General features: G+C 67.7%; 15 protein-coding genes, 1 tRNA gene and 1 other RNA gene. 6 read left to right on the forward strand and 11 right to left on the reverse strand.

Annotated features, from left to right (window positions below; genetic code table 11):
• Positions 1-68: 68 nt before the first annotated feature.
• Together NWF34_RS17105 and NWF34_RS17110 are read left to right on the forward strand one after the other, a co-directional pair.
• Positions 69-1,451: an FAD-binding oxidoreductase gene (locus NWF34_RS17105; RefSeq protein ID WP_258325627.1), complete on the forward strand. Its 1,383-nt coding sequence runs from the start codon at positions 69-71 to the stop codon at positions 1,449-1,451.
• Complete coding sequence (locus NWF34_RS17110) at positions 1,448-2,770, forward strand: class I SAM-dependent methyltransferase (protein ID WP_258325608.1); 1,323 nt, start codon at positions 1,448-1,450, stop codon at positions 2,768-2,770. Before NWF34_RS17105 ends, NWF34_RS17110 begins: the two co-directional genes overlap by 4 nt.
• A 60-nt stretch (positions 2,771-2,830) precedes the next feature.
• Here NWF34_RS17110 and NWF34_RS17115 read toward each other — a convergent pair whose 3' ends face one another.
• The 6 genes from NWF34_RS17115 to NWF34_RS17140 form a co-directional block, all read right to left on the reverse strand.
• The gene (locus NWF34_RS17115) at positions 2,831-3,616 is read right to left on the reverse strand and encodes a M15 family metallopeptidase (protein ID WP_258325628.1); all 786 of its coding nucleotides are present in this window, start codon (positions 3,614-3,616) and stop codon (positions 2,831-2,833) included.
• 32 nt (positions 3,617-3,648) lie between these two features.
• Positions 3,649-6,267 (reverse strand): DNA polymerase III subunit gamma and tau, encoded by a 2,619-nt coding sequence (locus tag NWF34_RS17120; RefSeq protein WP_258325609.1) that lies wholly within the window; start codon positions 6,265-6,267, stop codon positions 3,649-3,651.
• A 43-nt stretch (positions 6,268-6,310) separates the two neighbouring features.
• Positions 6,311-7,771, reverse strand: a complete 1,461-nt coding sequence (locus tag NWF34_RS17125; RefSeq protein WP_258325610.1) for a glycosyltransferase 87 family protein — start codon at positions 7,769-7,771, stop codon at positions 6,311-6,313.
• Positions 7,772-7,883: 112 nt separating this feature from the next.
• The gene (locus NWF34_RS17130) at positions 7,884-9,158 is read right to left on the reverse strand and encodes an aminotransferase class I/II-fold pyridoxal phosphate-dependent enzyme (protein WP_258325611.1); all 1,275 of its coding nucleotides are present in this window, start codon (positions 9,156-9,158) and stop codon (positions 7,884-7,886) included.
• Positions 9,159-9,228: 70 nt separating this feature from the next.
• Positions 9,229-9,323, reverse strand: an RNA gene (gene ffs, locus NWF34_RS17135) — signal recognition particle sRNA small type.
• Positions 9,324-9,476: 153 nt separating this feature from the next.
• Positions 9,477-9,565: transfer RNA gene (locus tag NWF34_RS17140), tRNA-Ser, on the reverse strand.
• An 80-nt stretch (positions 9,566-9,645) separates the two neighbouring features.
• Between NWF34_RS17140 and NWF34_RS17145 the strand changes: the two genes are divergently transcribed.
• On the forward strand, positions 9,646-10,494 hold the full coding sequence (locus tag NWF34_RS17145) for an NmrA family NAD(P)-binding protein (RefSeq protein ID WP_258325612.1): 849 nt from the start codon (positions 9,646-9,648) through the stop codon (positions 10,492-10,494).
• 67 nt (positions 10,495-10,561) lie between these two features.
• On the opposite strand, the gene NWF34_RS17150 is transcribed toward NWF34_RS17145, so the two are convergent.
• Entirely contained in the window at positions 10,562-11,647 is a 1,086-nt protein-coding gene (locus tag NWF34_RS17150) for a DNA polymerase domain-containing protein (RefSeq protein ID WP_258325613.1), read from the reverse strand.
• 2 nt (positions 11,648-11,649) lie between these two features.
• Entirely contained in the window at positions 11,650-12,702 is a 1,053-nt protein-coding gene (locus NWF34_RS17155; protein WP_258325614.1) for an ATP-dependent DNA ligase, read from the reverse strand.
• A gap of 164 nt (positions 12,703-12,866) precedes the next feature.
• On the opposite strand from NWF34_RS17155, the gene gluQRS reads away from it, so the two are divergent.
• Entirely contained in the window at positions 12,867-13,790 is a 924-nt protein-coding gene (gluQRS, locus tag NWF34_RS17160) for a tRNA glutamyl-Q(34) synthetase GluQRS (protein WP_258325615.1), read from the forward strand.
• Between the two features lie 3 nt (positions 13,791-13,793).
• Here the strand turns inward: gluQRS and NWF34_RS17165 are convergent, their stop codons facing one another.
• From NWF34_RS17165 to tgt, 3 genes are all read right to left on the reverse strand, one after another.
• Positions 13,794-14,804, reverse strand: a complete 1,011-nt coding sequence (locus NWF34_RS17165; RefSeq protein WP_258325616.1) for a hemolysin family protein — start codon at positions 14,802-14,804, stop codon at positions 13,794-13,796.
• On the reverse strand, positions 14,797-16,224 hold the full coding sequence (locus tag NWF34_RS17170; RefSeq protein WP_258325617.1) for a hemolysin family protein: 1,428 nt from the start codon (positions 16,222-16,224) through the stop codon (positions 14,797-14,799). Before NWF34_RS17170 ends, NWF34_RS17165 begins: the two co-directional genes overlap by 8 nt.
• 271 nt (positions 16,225-16,495) lie before the next feature.
• Positions 16,496-17,755 (reverse strand): tRNA guanosine(34) transglycosylase Tgt, encoded by a 1,260-nt coding sequence (gene tgt, locus NWF34_RS17175; protein ID WP_258325618.1) that lies wholly within the window; start codon positions 17,753-17,755, stop codon positions 16,496-16,498.
• 118 nt (positions 17,756-17,873) lie between these two features.
• Here tgt and NWF34_RS17180 point away from each other — a divergent pair, with 118 nt between their 5' ends.
• Together NWF34_RS17180 and NWF34_RS17185 are read left to right on the forward strand one after the other, a co-directional pair.
• Complete coding sequence (locus NWF34_RS17180; protein ID WP_258325619.1) at positions 17,874-18,383, forward strand: hypothetical protein; 510 nt, start codon at positions 17,874-17,876, stop codon at positions 18,381-18,383.
• A gap of 60 nt (positions 18,384-18,443) precedes the next feature.
• A complete protein-coding gene (locus NWF34_RS17185; RefSeq protein WP_258325620.1) occupies positions 18,444-19,241 on the forward strand; it encodes a MerR family transcriptional regulator in 798 nt (265 codons plus the stop codon).
• Positions 19,242-19,264: the final 23 nt, after the last annotated feature.

Raw genomic sequence — 19,264 nt, forward strand, 5'->3', positions numbered from 1 at the left:
TCAGGACGAAACGATTGGCGGGCGAACTGATCAAGTCCTAGGCTAGCCGGGTGAGCTCTGGGCTGGAGATGGGGGGACAGGCATTTGACCAGGGGGTGTCCACCCTACTGGCCAGCTATCGTGCCATTCCTCCGAACGCGACCGTGCGCCTTGCGAAGAAGACGTCCAACCTCTTCCGCAAACGCGCAGCCAATCCACATCCCGGACTGGACGTCTCCGGACTCGACCGGGTGATCTCGGTCGACCCCGACGCCCGAACCGCCGACGTCGCCGGGATGTGCACCTACGAAAACCTCGTCGCGGCGACCCTGCCCTATGGTCTGGCGCCCCTGGTGGTCCCCCAGCTCAAGACGATCACCCTCGGCGGCGCGGTGACCGGCCTCGGCATCGAGAGCACCTCGTTCCGTTCCGGACTCCCGCACGAGTCGGTGTCGGAGATCGACATCCTGACCGGTGACGGTGAAATCATCACCGCCACACCCACCAACGAACATGCCGATCTGTTCTTCGGCTTCCCGAACTCCTATGGCACGCTGGGCTATTCGGTCCGACTGCGCATCGAGCTGGAACCGGTGAAGCCCTACGTCGCGCTGCGCCACGTGCGGTTCACCTCCGTCGCCGAGTTGCAGTCGACGATGGAGGCGATCGTCACCGACAAGACCTACGGCGGCGAGCACGTCGACTATCTCGACGGAGTCGTGTTCTCCGCCAACGAGTCCTACCTCACACTCGGACGCCAGACCGACGAGGAGGGCCCAGTCAGCGACTACACCGGGATGGACATCTACTACCGCTCCGTCCAGAGCAAGACCACCGACCGTCTCACCATCCACGACTACCTCTGGCGCTGGGACACCGACTGGTTCTGGTGCTCGCGCGCTTTCGGTGCGCAGAACCCGAAGATCCGCCGCTGGTGGCCGAAGCGCTACCTGCGCAGCAGCTTCTACTGGAAGCTCATCGGACTCGACCAGCGCTACGACATCGGCGATCGGCTCAACGCCCGCAAAGGCCTGCCGGCGGGTGAACGCGTCGTGCAGGACATCGAGGTTCCGATCGAGCGCACCACCGAGTACGTCGAATGGTTCCTGGACAACATCCCGATCGAGCCGATCTGGTTGTGCCCGCTGCGTCTCCGCGAACCCGCCTTGCCCGGCTCGGACCCGGTCCGCCCGTGGCCGCTGTACCCGCTCGAACCGCAACGCACCTACGTCAACGTCGGCTTCTGGTCGGCCGTGCCGGTCACCCCGGGCGATCCCGGGCACACCAACAAGATCATCGAACGCAAGGTCGCCGAACTCGACGGCCACAAATCGCTGTACTCGGAAAGTTTCTACGAGCCGGACGAGTTCGACGAACTCTACGGCGGTGAGAGTTATCGGCTCCTGAAGAAGCGGTACGACCCCCGCGGCCGTCTTCTGGACCTCTATTCGAAAGCGGTGAAACGCCAATGACGACATTCAAAGACAGCGCACCCGCCGGTGCGGATCCCCACACCTGGAAAATGTCCTTGTCCGAGATCTTCGAGACCCTCCTCGGCGGCAACCTGTCGATTCGGATCTCGGCATACGACGGCAGCAGCGCCGGCCCGGCAGACGCCCAGTACGGCCTCAATCTGAAGACGCCGCGCGGCACCACCTATCTCGTCACCGCTCCCGGTGATCTCGGCCTGGCCCGCGCCTACATCGCCGGAGACCTCGAACTCGTCGGCGCACATCCCGGCGACCCCTACCCCGCACTCAAGGCCCTCGCGAGCGACCTGGACTTCCACCGCCCCTCACCGCTGGCCCTGGCGCAGATCGCACGCTCGCTCGGCATCGAGCACTTCAAGCCGATCGCCCCGCCCCCGCAGGAGGCCGTGCCGCGCTGGCGTCGCTTCGCCGAAGGCCTGCGGCACAGCAAGGCTCGTGACGCCGAGGTCATCCACTACCACTACGACGTGTCGAACGCCTTCTACGAGTGGGTCCTCGGCCCCTCGATGACCTACACGTGCGCGGTCTACCCCGACCACGACGCGTCGCTGGAGACCGCACAGGACAACAAGTACCGCCTCATCTTCGAGAAGCTGCGCCTCAAGCCGGGCGACCGGCTGCTCGACATCGGGTGCGGCTGGGGCGGAATGGTGCGCTACGCCGCCAAGCGCGGCGTTCACGCCATCGGCGCGACGCTGTCGGCCGAGCAGGCCGAGTGGGCGCAGAAGGCCATCGTCGACGAGGGCCTCACCGACTTGGCCGAGGTGCGCCACAGCGATTACCGCGATATCACCGAGTCCGGCTTCGACGCGGTGTCGTCGATCGGTCTCACCGAGCACATCGGTGTCAGCAACTACCCGGCCTACTTCGGCTTCATGCGTGACAAGCTTCGCCCAGGCGGAATGCTGTTGAACCACTGCATCACCCGGCCCGACAACGCCAGTCGCAGCAAGGCCGGTTCGTTCATCGACCGCTATGTGTTCCCCGACGGCGAACTCACCGGTTCGGGCAAGATCATCTCCAAGCTCCAGGACATCGGCGGCATGGAGGTCATCCACGAGGAGAACTTCCGCGAGCACTACGCGATGACCCTCCGGGACTGGAACGCCAACCTCGTCGAGCACTGGGACGAGGCTGTCGCCGAGGTCGGCGAGGGTACCGCCCGCCTGTGGGGCCTGTACATGGCGGGCTGCCGGATCGGCTTCAACCGCAACATCATCCAGCTCCACCACGTGCTGGCGACCAAGCTCGACGACCACGGTGGACACCAGGTCCCGCTGCGGCCGTGGTGGAACGCCTGAGTCCCTTCGACCAAACGAAACCCCGTCGGATCACCGGCGGGGTTTCGCGTCTTGCAGGTCTCAGGTGAGGGGGACGTCGATGATCGGCCGGCGCACGTCCGCGCCTGGTCCGTCGAAGTGCCACCATTCGCCGGAGTAGACGCTCAGTCCCCCGGCGGTCATCGCCCGGCGCAGCCGGGCCCGCGCGGCCTGCGCAGACACCGAAACCCCATGCGTCGCAAATGCGGTCGCGCGTGGAGTGAAGGAGTCGAAGTCGGTGCCCATGTCGATACGGCAGAGGTCGCCGACCCTACGCGGAGCCGGACAGCTCGGGTTGCGGACCGCCAGCGTGACGTCGACCGAGCGCCCGGATTCGTGGCTGGTCGAATAGGGGCCGGGGGCCGCGACCCACGCCGGATCGGGCACTTTCCGAAACATGCGCTGCTGCACCGAATGCGGCCGATAGCAGTCCCAGAACACCAGGGTCTCGCCACGGGCCCGCAGCGTCTGGGCCGCGGTCCGCAGGCCCGGAGCCATCGACTCGTGGACCAGACAGCGGGCGTTGCGCGGGTACAGCTGCTCACCGACGAAGTTGTCGGTGGTCGCGTACCGCAGGTCCAGCACCGCGTCCGCGACGACGGTCTTCACGTCGACCAGTCCGACGGAACGCGACTGCTTGTCGACGGAGTGCCGCAGGGCGGACCGCGCGTGCGATACCGGCGCGTGAGACACCGAGGCGTCGGACACCGCAGCAGGGGGCGGGGGCGGCCCGCCCGGTGCCGCTTCGGCGCATGCCATCGACAGCGTCAGTGCCGTCGTCACTGCCGCCGATGCCGTCGCCAGACGTCCGACCGATCGCCACCGCATGCCTGCGTTCCACCAGCCCGTGATCACGACGGTCACTCGATCGGCCGTGCCCCGAGTTCCGACTTGAGCAGCTCGAGGGCCACCAGGTCGGGGTCCAGGCGCTGTTCGGGCGCTCCCGTCCTCGCATCGGCGACCATCTCGGCCCGCTCCTCGTCGGGGATGTCCTCGTCCGCGCGTGGCGGCTCGGGCTCCTCCGGTTCGGCCACTGGCTCGGGTGCGGGGGCCGTGGACACAGACTGATCACGAGCACGACTCGGGCGCGAGTACGACTGCCGCGGCTTGGCCTGCGGTTTCGTCGGCTGCCCGCCCCCGGCCGCCGACGGCGCGACCGCAGTGCCCGGGGCCTGATGCACGGTGCGCACGTCGAGCGGTGTGCCGAAGACCTCGGAAAGCGCCTCGCGGATGATCGTCACCGCATGGGGTGCCGAGAGTCGGCCGACGAGCACCTCGACGGGATGCCCCAGGACGACCGTGGTGCCCTCGAGGTCGGCGATGACCGCCGCCGACAACATCGGTTCGAGACTCTTCGAACGCTCCCGCACCGCTGCCCGGATCTCCGGATACCGCTTGCGGACCTCGTCGGCGTCGAGTCCACCGGAGGGAGCGGGTTCGGGCTCCGGTTCCGGTTTCGGCTCAGGCGCCTTGGCCCGGATCGGCATCGCGTCGGGCGGCGGAACCGAGTACTCATCGACCGGTTCGTCCGGCAACGGGATGTCGTCGAAGTGGACCGACTGCCCCGGCTCGGGGGCGGGTTTCGTGGCCGGTTCGGCCGCCCGTGCGCGCGAGGGTGGCTCCGGCGCGGTCGGGGTGCCGCCGTTCCGGACTGAGGGGGTGCGGTCGGTCCGCACGGGTTCCGGCGCGGGCGGCGCTGTTGCCTCTCCCTCGACCGGCGACTCGACTGCGGCGACGGGGAGATCGAGCGTCGGCGCCTGGGCGTCCGGAGCTTCGGTGTCCGGAGCTTCGGTGTCCGGAGCTTCGGTGTCTGCGGATTCGAGGTCCCCGAGATCGAGCGCATCCGGGTCGGGGAGGGCGTCGAGCGCAGGCTCCTCGACACTCAGCTCCTCGAGCATGTCCGCGTCGTCGGTGGTGTCCTCGACGTCGGCCATCAGCGCAGCCGGATCGGCAACGACCGACTCGCCACTGACCGACTCCTCGACCACAGGTGTCTCGGAAACCGGGTCAGCGGCCGCGGTTTCAACGGCGACGGGTTCAGCGGCGACGGGTTCAGCGGCCACGGGTTCAGCGGCCACGGGCTCGGGTGCCGGCGCGACAGGCTCCGGCGCAACAGGCTGCGGCGCGGTTGGTGTCGGCGGTGTCGGCATCGGCGCCGGGGGCGTCGGTGCCACGACGGCGACATCGGCCTCGGCTTCCTCGGCCGCAGCGCGACGTGCCTCCTCGGCCGCCTTCGCCTCTTCCATCGCCTTACGCTGCGACGGGCGCACGAACTTCGGTTCCGGTTCTGGCTCAGCGGGTTTCGCCGGCACCGGGATCGACGTCGTACCGATCCCCGATTCCAGACGCTCGAGCCGCTGCAGCAGGGCGGCGTCGTCGTTCGACACCGCGGGCAGCAACATGCGCGCGCACATCACCTCGAGGAGGAGGCGCGGCGACGTGGTGCCGCGCATCTCGCCGAGGGCGTCGTGCACGATCTCGGCGAAGCGCGTCAATGAGGCGGGACCGAGCGTCTCGATCTGACTCTGCATGCGTGCGAGCTGATCGCCCGGCGCCTCGACCAGCCCGCGGTCGGCAGCATCGGGAACGGCCTGCAGCAGGATCAGGTCGCGGAGTCGTTCGAGGAGGTCGACCGCGAAACGGCGCGGATCGTGACCTGCGTCGACGACCTTCTCGACGGCCCCGAACAGCGCCGCGCCGTCGGCAGACGCCAGTGCGTCGACGGCGGTGTCGATGAGGGCGATGTCGGTGACACCGAGTAGCGCGAGTGCACGCTCGTAGGCGACGCCCTGGTCGTCGGCGCCGGCGAGGAGCTGATCGAGGATCGACAGCGAGTCACGCGGCGAACCCCCACCGGCACGGATGACCAGTGGGTAGACCTCGGGTGCGACAGTCACACCCTCGCGCTCGCAGATCTTCTCCAGCAGACCGCGCATGACCGGCGGGGCGAGCAGACGGAACGGATAGTGGTGCGTGCGCGAGCGGATCGTCGGCAGCACCTTCTCCGGCTCGGTCGTCGCGAACACGAAGATGAGGTGCTCCGGCGGCTCCTCGACGATCTTGAGCAGCGCGTTGAAGCCGGCGTTGGTCACCATGTGCGCCTCGTCGACGATGAACACGCGATAACGCGACTCGGCCGGCGCGTAGAACGCGCGGTCACGCAACTCGCGGGTGTCGTCGACGCCGCCGTGGCTGGCCGCGTCGAGTTCGATGACGTCGAGGTTGCCCGGTCCACCGGGAGCGAGCGCCACGCATGACGAGCACGTGCCGCAGGGCCGTGAGGTAGGGCCTTCGGCACAGTTCAACGACCGCGCCAGGATTCGCGCCGACGACGTCTTGCCACAGCCGCGCGGACCAGAGAAGAGGTACGCGTGGTTGATGCGCCCGGAGTCGAGGGCACGGCTCAACGGATCGGTGACGTGCTCCTGCCCCACGACGTCGGCGAAGGTAGCCGGGCGATAGGTGCGATACAGAGCCACGCGTCGAGAGTACCGGCGACCCGTGACATCGGATGCGCCTGCCTCACACTGCGGGCGATGCCCCTGTCTCGGGTGCATCACCCATCAGCTCACCGGCGGTTCCGACCAGGTCATCGACCATCTCGTCGGACAGATCCACGTGGTCGGCGTGGGTCCGCACGGACGGTTCGACGGCCCGGGAGCTGCCACCGTCGGCCTGATCGGTGGGCAATCCGCCATCGGCGATGACCGCTACCGCGACCCCGGGAGCGATGACTGCGGCCGGGTCGGACTCGGCAACCGAACGGGAACCGAAGAACCGGAGGGCGACGACCGTCGCGATCAGGATCCCGAGATACGCCCACAGATACGGGCTGACGGTGAACCAGTTGAGCCAGGTGACCCGGGTCTTCACGTAGAGACCCGTGTAGTAGGCGTCGGGCACGAGCCCCGGGACATGCGTCGGCCACGCGAACGCCAGCAGCACGACGGCCGTGGCGGATGCTGCCGCCAGGCCACGTTCGACCTGGGTGCGTCGGGTGTCGAGAGCCAGGTGGACGCCGGCCACCACGATCGGCACGAACCAGACCCAGTGGTGACCCCACGACATCGGCGAGACCACACATGAGGTCATGCCGACGATGCTGATCGCCACCAGTTCCTGCCCTCTGCGATGGGCGTAGGCGGCGACCGCGAAACCGGCGACGAGGGCGGTCACGACCAGTGCGGCCCACAGGAGAGTCGACGGATCGTCGGTGTCGAGGTGGTTCGCGAGCATCCCGCGGATCGATTGATTGCCGCGCAGCTGCGCCGAGCCGACACGGTCGGACTGGAACAGCTTGCCGGTCCAGTAGGCCCACGAGTCACGCGGAAGCGCGATGAAGCCGATCGCCACCGTCATGGCGAATCCGCCGATGACCCCGAAGAACGCTCGCCAATTGCGTTGCACCGCGTAGTAACCGGCGAAGATCAGCGGCGTCAGTTTGATTCCCGCGGCGATACCGGTGCCGATGCCCTTGGTCTTGCTGGTGTCAGGACGGGTGAGGTCCGCCAGGATCAGCAGCATCAGGAAGACGTTGATCTGGCCGTACCAGATGGTCGTCCGGACGGGTTCGAGCAGCATCGCCACCGCGACCAGCGCCATCGCGATCACCCGCAGCGGCCACGTGACCGGCCGGCCCAGGCTGCGGAAGCTCAGCATGACGACGAGATAGAGGGCGACCACGATGCCCGCGGTCCACAGCCATCGCGCCACGTCGAACGAGATCCACGCGAGAGGTGTGAAGAGCAACGCCGAGAACGGCGAGTACGTGTAGTCGAGGTCGCCGATCATCTTGACGTCGTAGAGGCTGGCACCCTCGGTGACGGCTTGAGCTCCCTGCCGATACACGGCCAGGTCGATCTGATTGTTGAGCAGACCCCAGAACTGGGCTCCCCAGGGCACGACGACATCCTGGAGTGCCAGAGCGATGACCCCGACGATGGCGAAACCGGATGCGAGAAGAACCGGCCTGGGCAGATTCACGATTTACAAGAGTGGCATATGGATCGGTGCATACCGGTTCACTCACCGCCGAATGAGAGCTATCTAACGCTGCGTGGGCGTTTCGATGCGGCGTGTCGGCGAGACGAGTGGCTCAGTTGCGCTCCGCCAGCAGGGTCTCGGCCGAGGCGAGGAGCACGCACGTCGCGACCCCGTCCATCGCGGCCCGCAGGTCGTCGGTGTTCGGGAAGGTCGGCGCGAGACGGATGTTCCGGTCGTGCGGATCAGTCTTGTAGGGGAACGCGGAACCGGCACCGGTCAGGGCGATACCGGCTTGTTTCGCCAGTTCGATGGTGCGTCGGGCCGCTCCGTCGACGACGTCGAGGCTGATGAAGTAGCCGCCCTCGGGCTCCGACCACGAGGCGACCTTCGACTCGGCCAGCCGATCCTCGAGGATGTCGAGCACCAGCTTGAACTTCGGCGCCAGGATCTCGCGGTGGCGGGCCATGTGGGCGCGCACGCCGTCGGCGTCACCGAAGAACTTGAGGTGACGCAGCTGGTTGACCTTGTCCGGACCGATGGTCTTGAAGCCGAGGTACTTGCTGAACCAGGCGATGTTCTCGTCCGACGACCCGAAGAACGACACGCCGCCACCTGCGAACGTGATCTTCGACGTCGAGCCGAGGACGTACACGCGATTGGGGTGACCGGCTTCGGCGGCCATCTCGAGGACAGGCAGCTGCGTCGGCGCGGCATCGACCAGGGTGTGAACCGCGTAGGCGTTGTCCCAGTAGATACGGAAGTCGGGGGCAGCCGGCATCGCGAGCAGACCGCGTGTCACCTCTTCGGAGAACGTGACGCCGGTCGGGTTGGAGTAGGTGGGCACCGCCCACAGCCCCTTGATGCTCGGGTCGTTGGCGACGAGCTCGGCGCAGAGCCGGACATCTGGACCGTCCGGGAGCATCGGCACCGGGATCATCTCGATGCCGAAGCTCTCGGTGATCGCGAAGTGCCGGTCGTATCCGGGGGCCGGGCACAGGAACTTGATCTTCTGACGGCCCCACGGCTCGTCGGAATCGACGGTGCCGTGCAGCAAGCCGAAGACCGTGAGGTCGTGCATGAGTTCGAGGCTGGAGTTGCCGAACGCGATCAGGTTCTTCGGGTCGACGGCGAGCAGCTCGCCGAAGATCTCGCGCAGCTCGGGCAATCCGACGAGGCCGCCGTAGTTGCGGGTGTCAGTGCCGTTGCCGTCGCGGTAGTCATCGCCGGGCAGGGACAGCAGCGCGTTGGACAGATCCAGCTGTTCGGGAGACGGCTTGCCGCGCGTGAGATCGAGCTCGAGGCCCAGCGCGGCCAGCTCGTCGTAGCGCTTCTTCAGGTCCGCCTGGGTGTCACGTAGTTGGTCGGCACTCATCGAGTGGAAATTCAACGTTGGACCTCTCGCGCTGGACGCCGGCGCGGGTGTCCGACGACACAGACCTGGAAAAATGAATCGGGGATATAGGGGACCCCGCGCACCCGAGAGAGCCCGTTGACCCTTGCTGCCTTCCGGCCCTGGGGGAGTTCACAGGATGCACGCCGCGCGGGATCCGTCGTCCAGTGTAGCGAGGGTTCACGGCTGGGCGACACCGGGGCTCAGCGACGTCGCGGCGGGCACATCTGCGCAGGTCCTGGCGGGTTACGAACCGGAGATACGACGAAGGTCCGCGGTGCGACCCCCTTGCGGGAGTGCACCACGGACCTTCGGTGGCGGAGGATAGGGGATTCGAACCCCTGAGGGCTGTTAACCCAACCCGCGTTCCAGGCGAGCGCCATAGGCCACTAGGCGAATCCTCCAACGACGAGATGATAGCCGCCGGGCACGCCCACACCCAAACCCGCTTGCCGGTCACGCGAACCGCACTAGGGTCGGGGGCATGTCCGATTCCTCTCCCGTCGTCGTCATCGGAGCCACCGGCGGTCAGGGCGGCGCGGTGCTCGACGCGCTGCTCGAGGCCGGTGTCGCAGTGCGTGCACTCGTCCGCGACGCCGTGTCGTCGAAAGCGGCGGTGCTCGCCGATCGCGGCGTCGAACTCGCCGTCGGTGACATCGTCAGCGGCGTAGGCCTCACCGATGCGTTCACCGGCGCGGCGGGCGCCTTCGCGCTGACGACGCCCTTCGAGTCCGGCGTCGACGCCGAGGTCGCCCAGGGCACCGCGCTGATCGAGGCGGCGACCGCTGCCTCGCTCCCCTATCTCGTGTTCTCGTCGGTGGCCTCCGCCGACCGCGACACCGGCGTCCCTCACTTCGACTCCAAGTTCGAGGTCGAGAAGATGCTCGCCGCCACCGACATCCCGCACACGATCGTGGGGCCGGCCTACTTCTACGACAACCTGCTCGCCGGTGCCGACGCCCTCGCCGCCGGGGTCATGCCGATCGCGATGCCCGCCGACAAACCGCTGCAACAACTCTCACGTCGCGACCTCGGCCGGTTCGTCGCGATGTTGTTGCAGGACCCGGGTGCGCATGCCGGTGAACGCATCGACATCGCCTCCGACGAGCTGACGCCCTCCGAGATGGCGCGGGTCACAGGCGACGTCCTCGGCATCACCGTGAGTGCGGAATCCTATGACCCCGAACGCATCCCGTCAGCCGACCTGAGCGCGATGTTCGCCTTCCTCGGCGACCGCGGGTACGAGGTGGACATCCCCGGGCTGCACCGCCGGTTCCCCGACATCGGGTGGCAGACCTTCGCCGAGTGGGCCGCCGAGGCGCTGCGCCGCTGACCGGAGAACCTTCCGTATGACGTTGAACCCGGAAACCGGGCACAACGTCATACGGGTCTGCAGCGACTCATGCGTCGGAGCGTCGGTTGCCCTTCTCGTCCCAGTGTTCGGCGACCTTCTTGCTGGGCTGCACACGCGGCGGCTCGCCGGGCATCTTGGGATAGCTGGGCGGATAAGGCATGTCACCGAGGCCGTTTGCGTCATCCGTCTGCACCATCTCGAGCAACTTCTCGATGCCACGGCGGTGATCGGCGATGTCGACCCACGGATCACCGCGGTCCTCGAGCAGCTTCGGGACCGTCGCCATCGTGCAGTCGTCGGGATCGACGTCTTCGAGTTCGTCCCACGTCACCGGCGTCGACACGCGTCCGGTCGCGCTGCGTCGTACCGAGTAGGGCGAGGCCATCGTGCGGTCACGGGCGTTCTGGTTGAAGTCGATGAAGATCCGTTCCCCCCGTTCCTCTTTCCACCACGACGTGGTGACGCTGCCCGGGTCCCGGCGTTCGAGTTCACGCGCGAGCGCGATGACACAGCGCCTGGTGGCGATGAAGTCCCACCGGGGTTCGATGGGGACGTACACGTGAATCCCCCGGCCACCCGAGGTCTTCACGAAGCCGGTGAAGCCGAGTTCGTCCAACAGCGGCCGCAAGCCGTCGATCGCCACGCGCCGCACATCGTCGAACGTCGTGCCGGGTTGCGGGTCGAGGTCGATGCGGAGCTGATCGGGATGGTCGTTGTCCGGGTGCAGGGTCGGCCAGGTGTGGAAGGTGACGGTACCGAGATTGGCCGCCCACACCAGATCCGCGGGCACCGTGGGACGGATGGCGTCCCCGGTCCGCTTGGACGGGAACACGATCGGCGTGGATTGCACGTGTTCCGGACGCTTCTTGGCGATGTGCTTCTGATAGATCTCCTCCCCCTCGACGCCGTCCGGGAATCGTTGCAGGAACGTCGGCCGGTCTCGGGTCGCGCGCATGAGCGGTCCGTCGCCGCTGTCGTCGACGCCGAGGGCGAGGGTCCGGTAGTACCCCACGAGATCCCGCTTGCGGCCACCGTTCTCGCCGAGTTCGGGGAAATAGATCTTGTCCGGGTTGCTGAGCCGGACAGCGACTCCGGCGACGTCGAGTTCTTCAGCGGGAGAACGTGATGCCATGGTCATTCCCCTTCCAGGACGTCGTGCAGGTCGTAGGTGAGCGGAACCTCGAGCTGGTCATAGCCGCAGCTGTGGGGGTCTCGGTCCGGCCGCCAGCGCAGGAACTTCACGGTGTGTCGGAAGCGCTGGTTCTCCATCTGGTCGTAGGCGAACTCCGCGACCAGTTCGGGACGGATCGGGATCCACTCCCCCGACTTCTCCGACCGCCACCGGGTGGGTTCACCCGGCGCAGGCTTCCCCGGGTCGAGCCGCATCGGCTCGAACATCTCCTGCAGCTCAACACGTTTGGCATCGGAGAACGCGCCCGCACCGCCGACCATGCGCAACTCGCCGTCGTCGCCATAGAGCCCGAGAAGCATCGAGCCGATCCCCCTGCCCGACTTGTGAATCCGATAGCCGAAGATTACGCAGTCCGCGGTCCGCTTGTGTTTCACCTTCAGCATCTCGCGTTTGTTCTCGACGTACACCCCGTCGAGTCGTTTGGCCACGACCCCGTCCAGGCCGGCCCCCTCGAAAGCGGAGAACCAGTCCTCGGCGACGGCGGGATCGGCGGTGACCCGACTGACGTGCATCCGCCGGTCCCGTCCACCGGGCCCGACCGCGCGCAACAACGCCTCTCGCCGGACCGCGAACGGTTCCCCGTTCACCGCGGTCGACTCCAGGGCGAGTGCGTCAAAACCGATGAAGATGGCGGGCGTCTTCTCGGCGAGCATGCTGACCCGCGACTCGGCGGGATGAATGCGCTGCGCGAGGGAATCCCAGTCGAGACGGTGCGTGTCACCGATCAGTGCGGGTACCCCGATCTCGCCGTCCAGGACGACCCGGTCGGGCAACTCCGCCTTCGCCGCCGCCACGATCTCCGGAAAGTAGCGGGCCAGGTCCTTCCCGCCGCGAGAACCGATCGCCACCTCGTCGCCGTCGCGGAAGATCAGCGCGCGGAAACCATCCCACTTGGGTTCATACGACCAGACCGTCTCACCGTCGGGCTGTGGCGGTACGGCGGTGACCGCCTTGGCCAGCATCGGGGCTACGGGCGGCATGACCGGAAGATCCATGGCTTCACTGTTCCTCACATCTCCGGGCGCTGGCAACGATCCGCCCGGAACTCCGGGATGACGGTCGGGTCTGGCACGACCTTCGGGACGCACCGCAGAGGCAGACCGTCGGCGGCGCCGGTTCTCATCGCGGCTCGTCGAGCCGAGGCGGTAACCTCGACGCGATGTCGACACAGCACGCAGCGGGCCGGTACGCACCGTCCCCGTCGGGCGACCTCCACGTCGGCAACCTCCGAACGGCCGTGCTGGCCTGGTTGTTCGCCCGTACGACGGGGCGCCGCTTCCTCATCCGCATGGAAGATCTCGACCGCGCCGTCGCCGGCGCCGACGCCCGGCAACTCGCCGACCTCGCCTCGCTCGGTATCGACTGGGAGATCCCGGTCGTCTACCAGACCGCGCGACGCGACATCTACCGCGACATCATCGCCCGGCTCCGCGACGCCGGTCGAACCTTCGAATGCTTCTGCACGCGTCGCGAGATCCTCGAGGCGCCGTCCGCTCCCCACGCGCCGCACGGCGCCTACCCCGGTACCTGCCGCCATCTGACCGACGCCGAGCGCGCCGAGAAGATCGCCGCCGGACGGCCGCCCGCGATCCGCATCCTGGCCGACACCACCGAGTTCACGGTCACCGACCTGCTCCACGGCACCTTCACCGGCATGGTCGACGACTTCGTGATCCAGCGCAACGACGGCACTCCGGCCTACAACCTGGCCGTCGTGGTCGACGACGCCGCGCAGGGTGTCGACCAGGTGGTCCGCGGCGACGACCTGCTGTCGTCGGCTCCGCGCCAGGCCTACCTCGCGACACTGCTCGGCGAGACGCCACCGACCTACGCGCACGTGCCGATGGTGCTCAACCCCGCCGGCGTCCGACTCTCCAAGCGAGACGGCGCGGTCACCCTCACCGACCTGGCGGCGGCCGGAGTCTCGGCAGCCACCGTGCTCTCGCACCTCGCGCAGTCGCTGGGTCTCGCCGGACGCGACGAAGCCGTCGACCTCCCGACGCTGGCGGGCCGCTTCGTCCCCGAGGCCCTCCCCCGCGAACCCTGGCTGCTGGGCCCCACGGAGTGGGCCTCCACTCCCTGAGGGCTACGCCGCCGTCGCCAGCAACCTCTGCAGCAGGTCGTTGAGGGTGATCAGTCCGATGGCCCGCCCCGAGTCCGTCACCAGGGCAAGGTGGGCGCGCCTCTCACGCATGGCGGCGAGAGCCTCGTAGACCGGTTGTGCGGACTCGATCCGCAACACCGGGCGCATGAGGTCGGCGGCCGTGGCACCCGGCTCGGCGCGCAGGCTGTCGCGCACATGCACGACGCCGTGCACCGGGCCACCGTCGGCGTCACGAACCAGCAGACGCAGATGGCCGGAAACCCGTCCGACCGTCTGGATCTCGTCAGCGCTCGCGGTCGGCGGGACCGCCGCCAGGATGTCATTGGGCGTGACGACGTCCGCGAGGGACAGCGACTCGAGTTCGAGCGCACTGGTCAGGTGCGCGTGATAGCGCTCGTCGAGTGTCCCGACCGTCGCCGAGTGCTCGACCAGATGGCGCAACGCGTCACTGTCCTGGCCGGTGGCGACCTGATCCACGGGTTCGACACCCACGCGCCGCAGGCACCAGTTCGCGAGATGGTTGAGCTGCACGATGACCGGCCGCGTCACCCACATGAACGCACGCATCGGCAGGGCCAGCACGATCGCCGACCGCTCCGGGTGCGCGATCGCCCACGACTTCGGCGCCATCTCGCCGACCACCAGGTGCAGGAAGGTCACGATGATGAGCGCCACCACGAAGCCGACGACGTCGGCGGACCAGTAGGGCAGGCCCCAGCTCTCGAACAGCGGCGTGAGCCAATGGTGCACAGCAGGTTTCGTGACCGAGCCCAACGCGAGTGTGCAGACGGTGATGCCGAGCTGCGAACCCGCGAGCAACACGGACAGCTCCGACGCGCTGCGGAGGGCCGCCCGGGCGCTGCCGCTCGTCGCGGCCTCGTCCTCCAGCCGGTGGCGTCGGGCAGCGATCAACGCGAACTCGACGGCGACGAAGAAGGCGCTGGCCGCGATGAGCACGACGGTGATCACCGCGACGATCCACGGATTATCCATTGTCGGCCTCCCGTCCGGCATCCGATCCTGCTGCGTCGGAGCTCACTTCGGCCCCGCGCGACACCGACACCAGGGCCGGCACATGCTTCTCCACCTCGAGGACCTGCACGTGCACCACACGAGGTGGCGCATCACCGTCGTCGAACAGCGCGGCCGGATCGGGGTCGATGCTGATCGCCACCGTCTCCCCTACCGCGGGGAGACCCACGAACTCCGCGATCACCAGTCCGGCGATCGTCTCGTAATCGCCCTCGGGCAGTTCCCAACCGATCGCGCGGGAGACCTCGTCGACGTGGGCGTCGCCCCGGACGCGCCAGCCGTCGGCGGTCTCCTCGATCGTTGCGGTGCTCTCGGGATCGTGTTCGTCGTCGATTTCGCCGACCAGTTCCTCGGCGATGTCCTCGGCGGTCACCACGCCGGCGAAACCGCCGTACTCGTCGATGACGATGGCCATCTCCTCGTCTGCGGTGGAGAGGTTCTCCAGCACCTCCGGCAGCGGCAGCGTCGAGGGGACCACGACGGCCCGGCGGCACAGGTCACCTGCGGTGGCCGACGGATCGGCCCGGGCGGGTTCCTTCTTCAGCGCGTACGACCACTCGAGCAGATCGTGGAGATGAACCACTCCGCGCACCTCGTCGTCGGTACCGGCGGTCACCGGGTACCGCGTGTGTCCGGTACTCATCAGATCGAGCACCTCCGACGCGGGCAGCCCGGCATCGACCAGGTCGGTGTGCGGCCGCGGGATCATCGCATGTTCGGCCGTGCGCGTGGGAAACTCGAGAACGCGGTCGAGCAGCACGGACAGGTCCTCGGGCAGCTCGCCGGCATCACGCGACTCGGCGACGATGTGTTCGAGGTCGCGGACCGACGCCGAGTGCTCGACGTCGTGGACCGGCTCGATCCGCAGGGCGCGCAGCAGCAGATTCGAGGCCTTGTCGAACAACGCGATCAACCAGCCGAAGACGGTCAGATAGATCGTGGTCGACCGGGCGAGCCACAGCGCGACCGGTTCCGGCCGGGCGATCGCCAGGTTCTTGGGAAACAGCTCGCCGAACACCATCTGCACGACCGTGGAGAACAGGATCGCGATGACCGTGCCGATCGCGACACCGACACCCACCGGGATGCCGACGTTGTTCAGCAGGTCACCGACCCCGGAACCGATCAGGGGTTCGGCGACGTAACCGACGAGCAGGCCGGTGACGGTGATGCCGAGCTGGGCTCCGGACAGCATGAACGACGTGCGCCGGGTGACGGAGAGTGCGCGTTTCGCGGCGGCGTCACCGGATTCGGCACGGGCTTTCAGGCGGGAGCGGTCGACCGCCATGAAGCCGAATTCCTGGGCCACGAAGTAGCCGGTCACGGCCGTGATCGCGAGGACCACCAGGATTCCCAGGAGGATTCCGAGAACGGTCAGCATGTCGCCATCCGATCAGGATCGACGCCCGGGGCGTCGGGGAAGATCTCGCAGTGGGCTGCTCGTTCCGTACTCGGTTCGGAACTGGGTGCGGACGGGTGTCGTCGGCGTTTTCGGCGCTTTGCGCGTCTCATCGTCTCTCTCGCTGGTACTCGAATACCCCTACAGGGTGCCGAGTCTTCGGGGTGGTTCGCAACTGCTTGCGATGGGAGCACAACGAACGACTGTCACGCACGGTTCCCCGACGTGACCCACCGCGCTCCCGCGGGCAGGCTCAGTCCCGTATCGAACCGTAGTAGCGACGCAGGAATTCGTCCCGGTACTCGACGTAGGTGCCGTTCTCGATCGCCTGACGTGCACGGTCGACGAGTGTGACGATGAACGACACGTTGTGCAGGGTCGCGAGCGTCGGACCGAGCCCCTCCTTCGCCTTGAACAGGTGGTGGAGGTAGGCCCGGCTGTACTGCGAAGTGTAGTTGTCTATCTCGGGGTCGAGCTGCCGGAAGTCATTGCGATACTTGGCATTCGTCACGTTGTACCGGCCGTCGAGCGAGTAGATCGCGCCGTTTCGGGCGACGCGCGTGGGCGACACGCAGTCGAAGGTGTCGACGCCGTTCTCTATCGCGGTGAAGATGTCGTCGGGCTCGCTGATGCCCAGCAGATGCTTCGGCGCATCCTCCGGCAGTTCGTCGTTGACCCAGCCGACGATCGTGCCGAGGTTGTGCTTCTCGAGCGCGCCGCCGATGCCGTAGCCGCCGAATCCCTTTCCGCCCGCGTCACGATCGGCCTCACTGAGGGCGACGAGATCGCGTGAAGCCTTGCGCCGCAGGTCCTCGTACTGGGCTCCCTGGATCACGCCCCACAACGACTGCTGGGGACGGTGCGCGCGTTCGACGCTCAGGCGGTTGTGCTCGACCAGGCAGCGGAGGGCCCAGAGTCGGGTGCGCTCGAGCGAGCTCTCCTGGTACGCACGGGTGTTCATCAGGGTGGTGAGCTCATCGAAGGCGAAGATGATGTCGGCACCGAGCTGGTGCTGGATCCGCATCGACACCTCGGGAGTGAAGCGATGGGCCGAGCCGTCGAGGTGCGACTTGAACGTCACACCGTCGTCATCGACGCGCGAGAGCCGTTCCTTGCCGTTGGCGGTGAGCTCGTCGTCGGGGTTGCTGACCTCCATGGCGATGACCTTCTTGAAGCCGGCGCCGAGCGACATGACCTGGAATCCGCCGCTGTCGGTGTAGGTCGGACCCCGCCAGTTCATGAAGGCACCGAGCCCGCCGGCCTGATCGATGATCTCGGGACCCGGCTGCAGGTAGAGGTGGTAGGCATTCGCGAGGACCGCCTGCGCGCCCAGCGCGGCGACCGACTCGGGCAGGACGGTCTTCACGGTCGCCTTGGTACCCACCGGGATGAAGGCGGGGGTCTGGATCTCGCCGTGCGCGGTGGCGATCACCCCGGTACGGCCCCGGGTGCCGGGGAGGGTGGTTCCGACGGTGTAGGCGGGGTCGGTGACTTCGGTTCCGGTACTGCTCACCGGTGCATCCTCCCAGGTCGGCGCCCTCCACCCAAACCGGCGGCGCGATCGTCGGGCCCGTCGGACGCCGCGAGGACGCCGCGGTTCGATGTTCCGCCAATTCGATACGGTGGGGACCATGTCGTGCAGAACGCGCCGCGCCATCTCCTCCGGGACCAGGCTCGCCACCACCGCTCTCGGCCTGTCATTGGCCCTGTTCACGCTGTCCGCGTGCGGTGCGGAGCAGGACGTCACCGACACGTCTGCGACCGCCGGGAGCAGCGCGGCGCCCGCGGCGGAGCAACCTGCCGGCACCCCGTCGACGTCCGCGCCCGTCGTCGCCGGCCGCAAGCCCGCATCGACCCGTGCCGAATCCGTCACACCGCGCGCCGACGCGGACGACTCCACCCGCAGCGGCCCCAGTGCCACCTGCGGCACCATCCCCGGGCCGGACGGCGCACTACGTGTTCTGATTCTCGCCGGCGACGTCGATTGCGGCCAGGCGAAGTCGATCGGCGGCGAGTACGGCCCCAAGATCGTCAGCGGCACTAAGCAGTCGGTCTCCGGCTGGACATGCGGACCGTCGCAGTTGCAGGGCGTGCTCGCCGCCTGTCAGAAGGACACCACCGTCATCGGTTTCGCGCCCTGACCCGACCCACTCGCCGGACGGCTTGACCCTCACGCGACGTCAGACCCCAAGGTTGCCCATGTGAGTGAAGAGAAGCGTCACCCGCAGCGCGACGATCCCCCGGGCCTGACCGTGGGCGCCGTCGCGGGGATGGTCGGGGTCAGCGTGCGCACGCTGCACCACTACGACCAGATCGGGCTGGTGACACCGTCGCGCCGCACGACGGCCGGATACCGCGTCTACGACGACGCCGACGTCGAACGGCTCTACCGTGTCCTGACCTACCGCGAACTGGGCTTCTCACTCGAGCGGATAGCGACCCTGCTCGACGATCCCGATGCGGACGAACTGCATCAGCTCCGGACGCAGCACGTGCTGCTCACCGACCGGATCGATCGCTTGCACCGGATGGTCGTAGCGGTGGAGGAGATGATGACCACGAAGAAACGCGGAATCCAACTGTCCGCGGCGAAGCAGCGAGAGATCTTCGGCGACGACTGGCGCGGCGAGGAGTACAGCGCGGAGGCCGAACAGCGGTGGGGCGAGACCGATGCGTGGCAGGAGAGCCGGAAACGTGTCGCCCGGTTCTCGAAGGAGGACTGGCGCAACATCAAGGCCGAGACCGATGACCTCGAACGGCGCCTTGCCGACGCGATGCTCCGGGGACTGACACCCGGATCTGCCGAAGCCGACGCGCTCGCCGAGGAACATCGTGCCCAGATCGGGCGGTTCTACGACTGCTCGCACGAGATGCACGTCGGACTCGCCGACATGTACGTCGCCGACCCGCGCTTCACCGCGCACTACGACGAACAGGCACCCGGGCTGGCCGTCTATCTGCGTGAGGTCATCCGGGCCAACGCCGAGAAACACACCTGACCGCGGCGCCCGCCCGGCGTCGG

Origin of the sequence: Gordonia sp. GONU, from assembly GCF_024733855.1 — a bacterium.
Classification (GTDB): Bacteria; Actinomycetota; Actinomycetes; order Mycobacteriales; family Mycobacteriaceae; genus Gordonia; species Gordonia amicalis.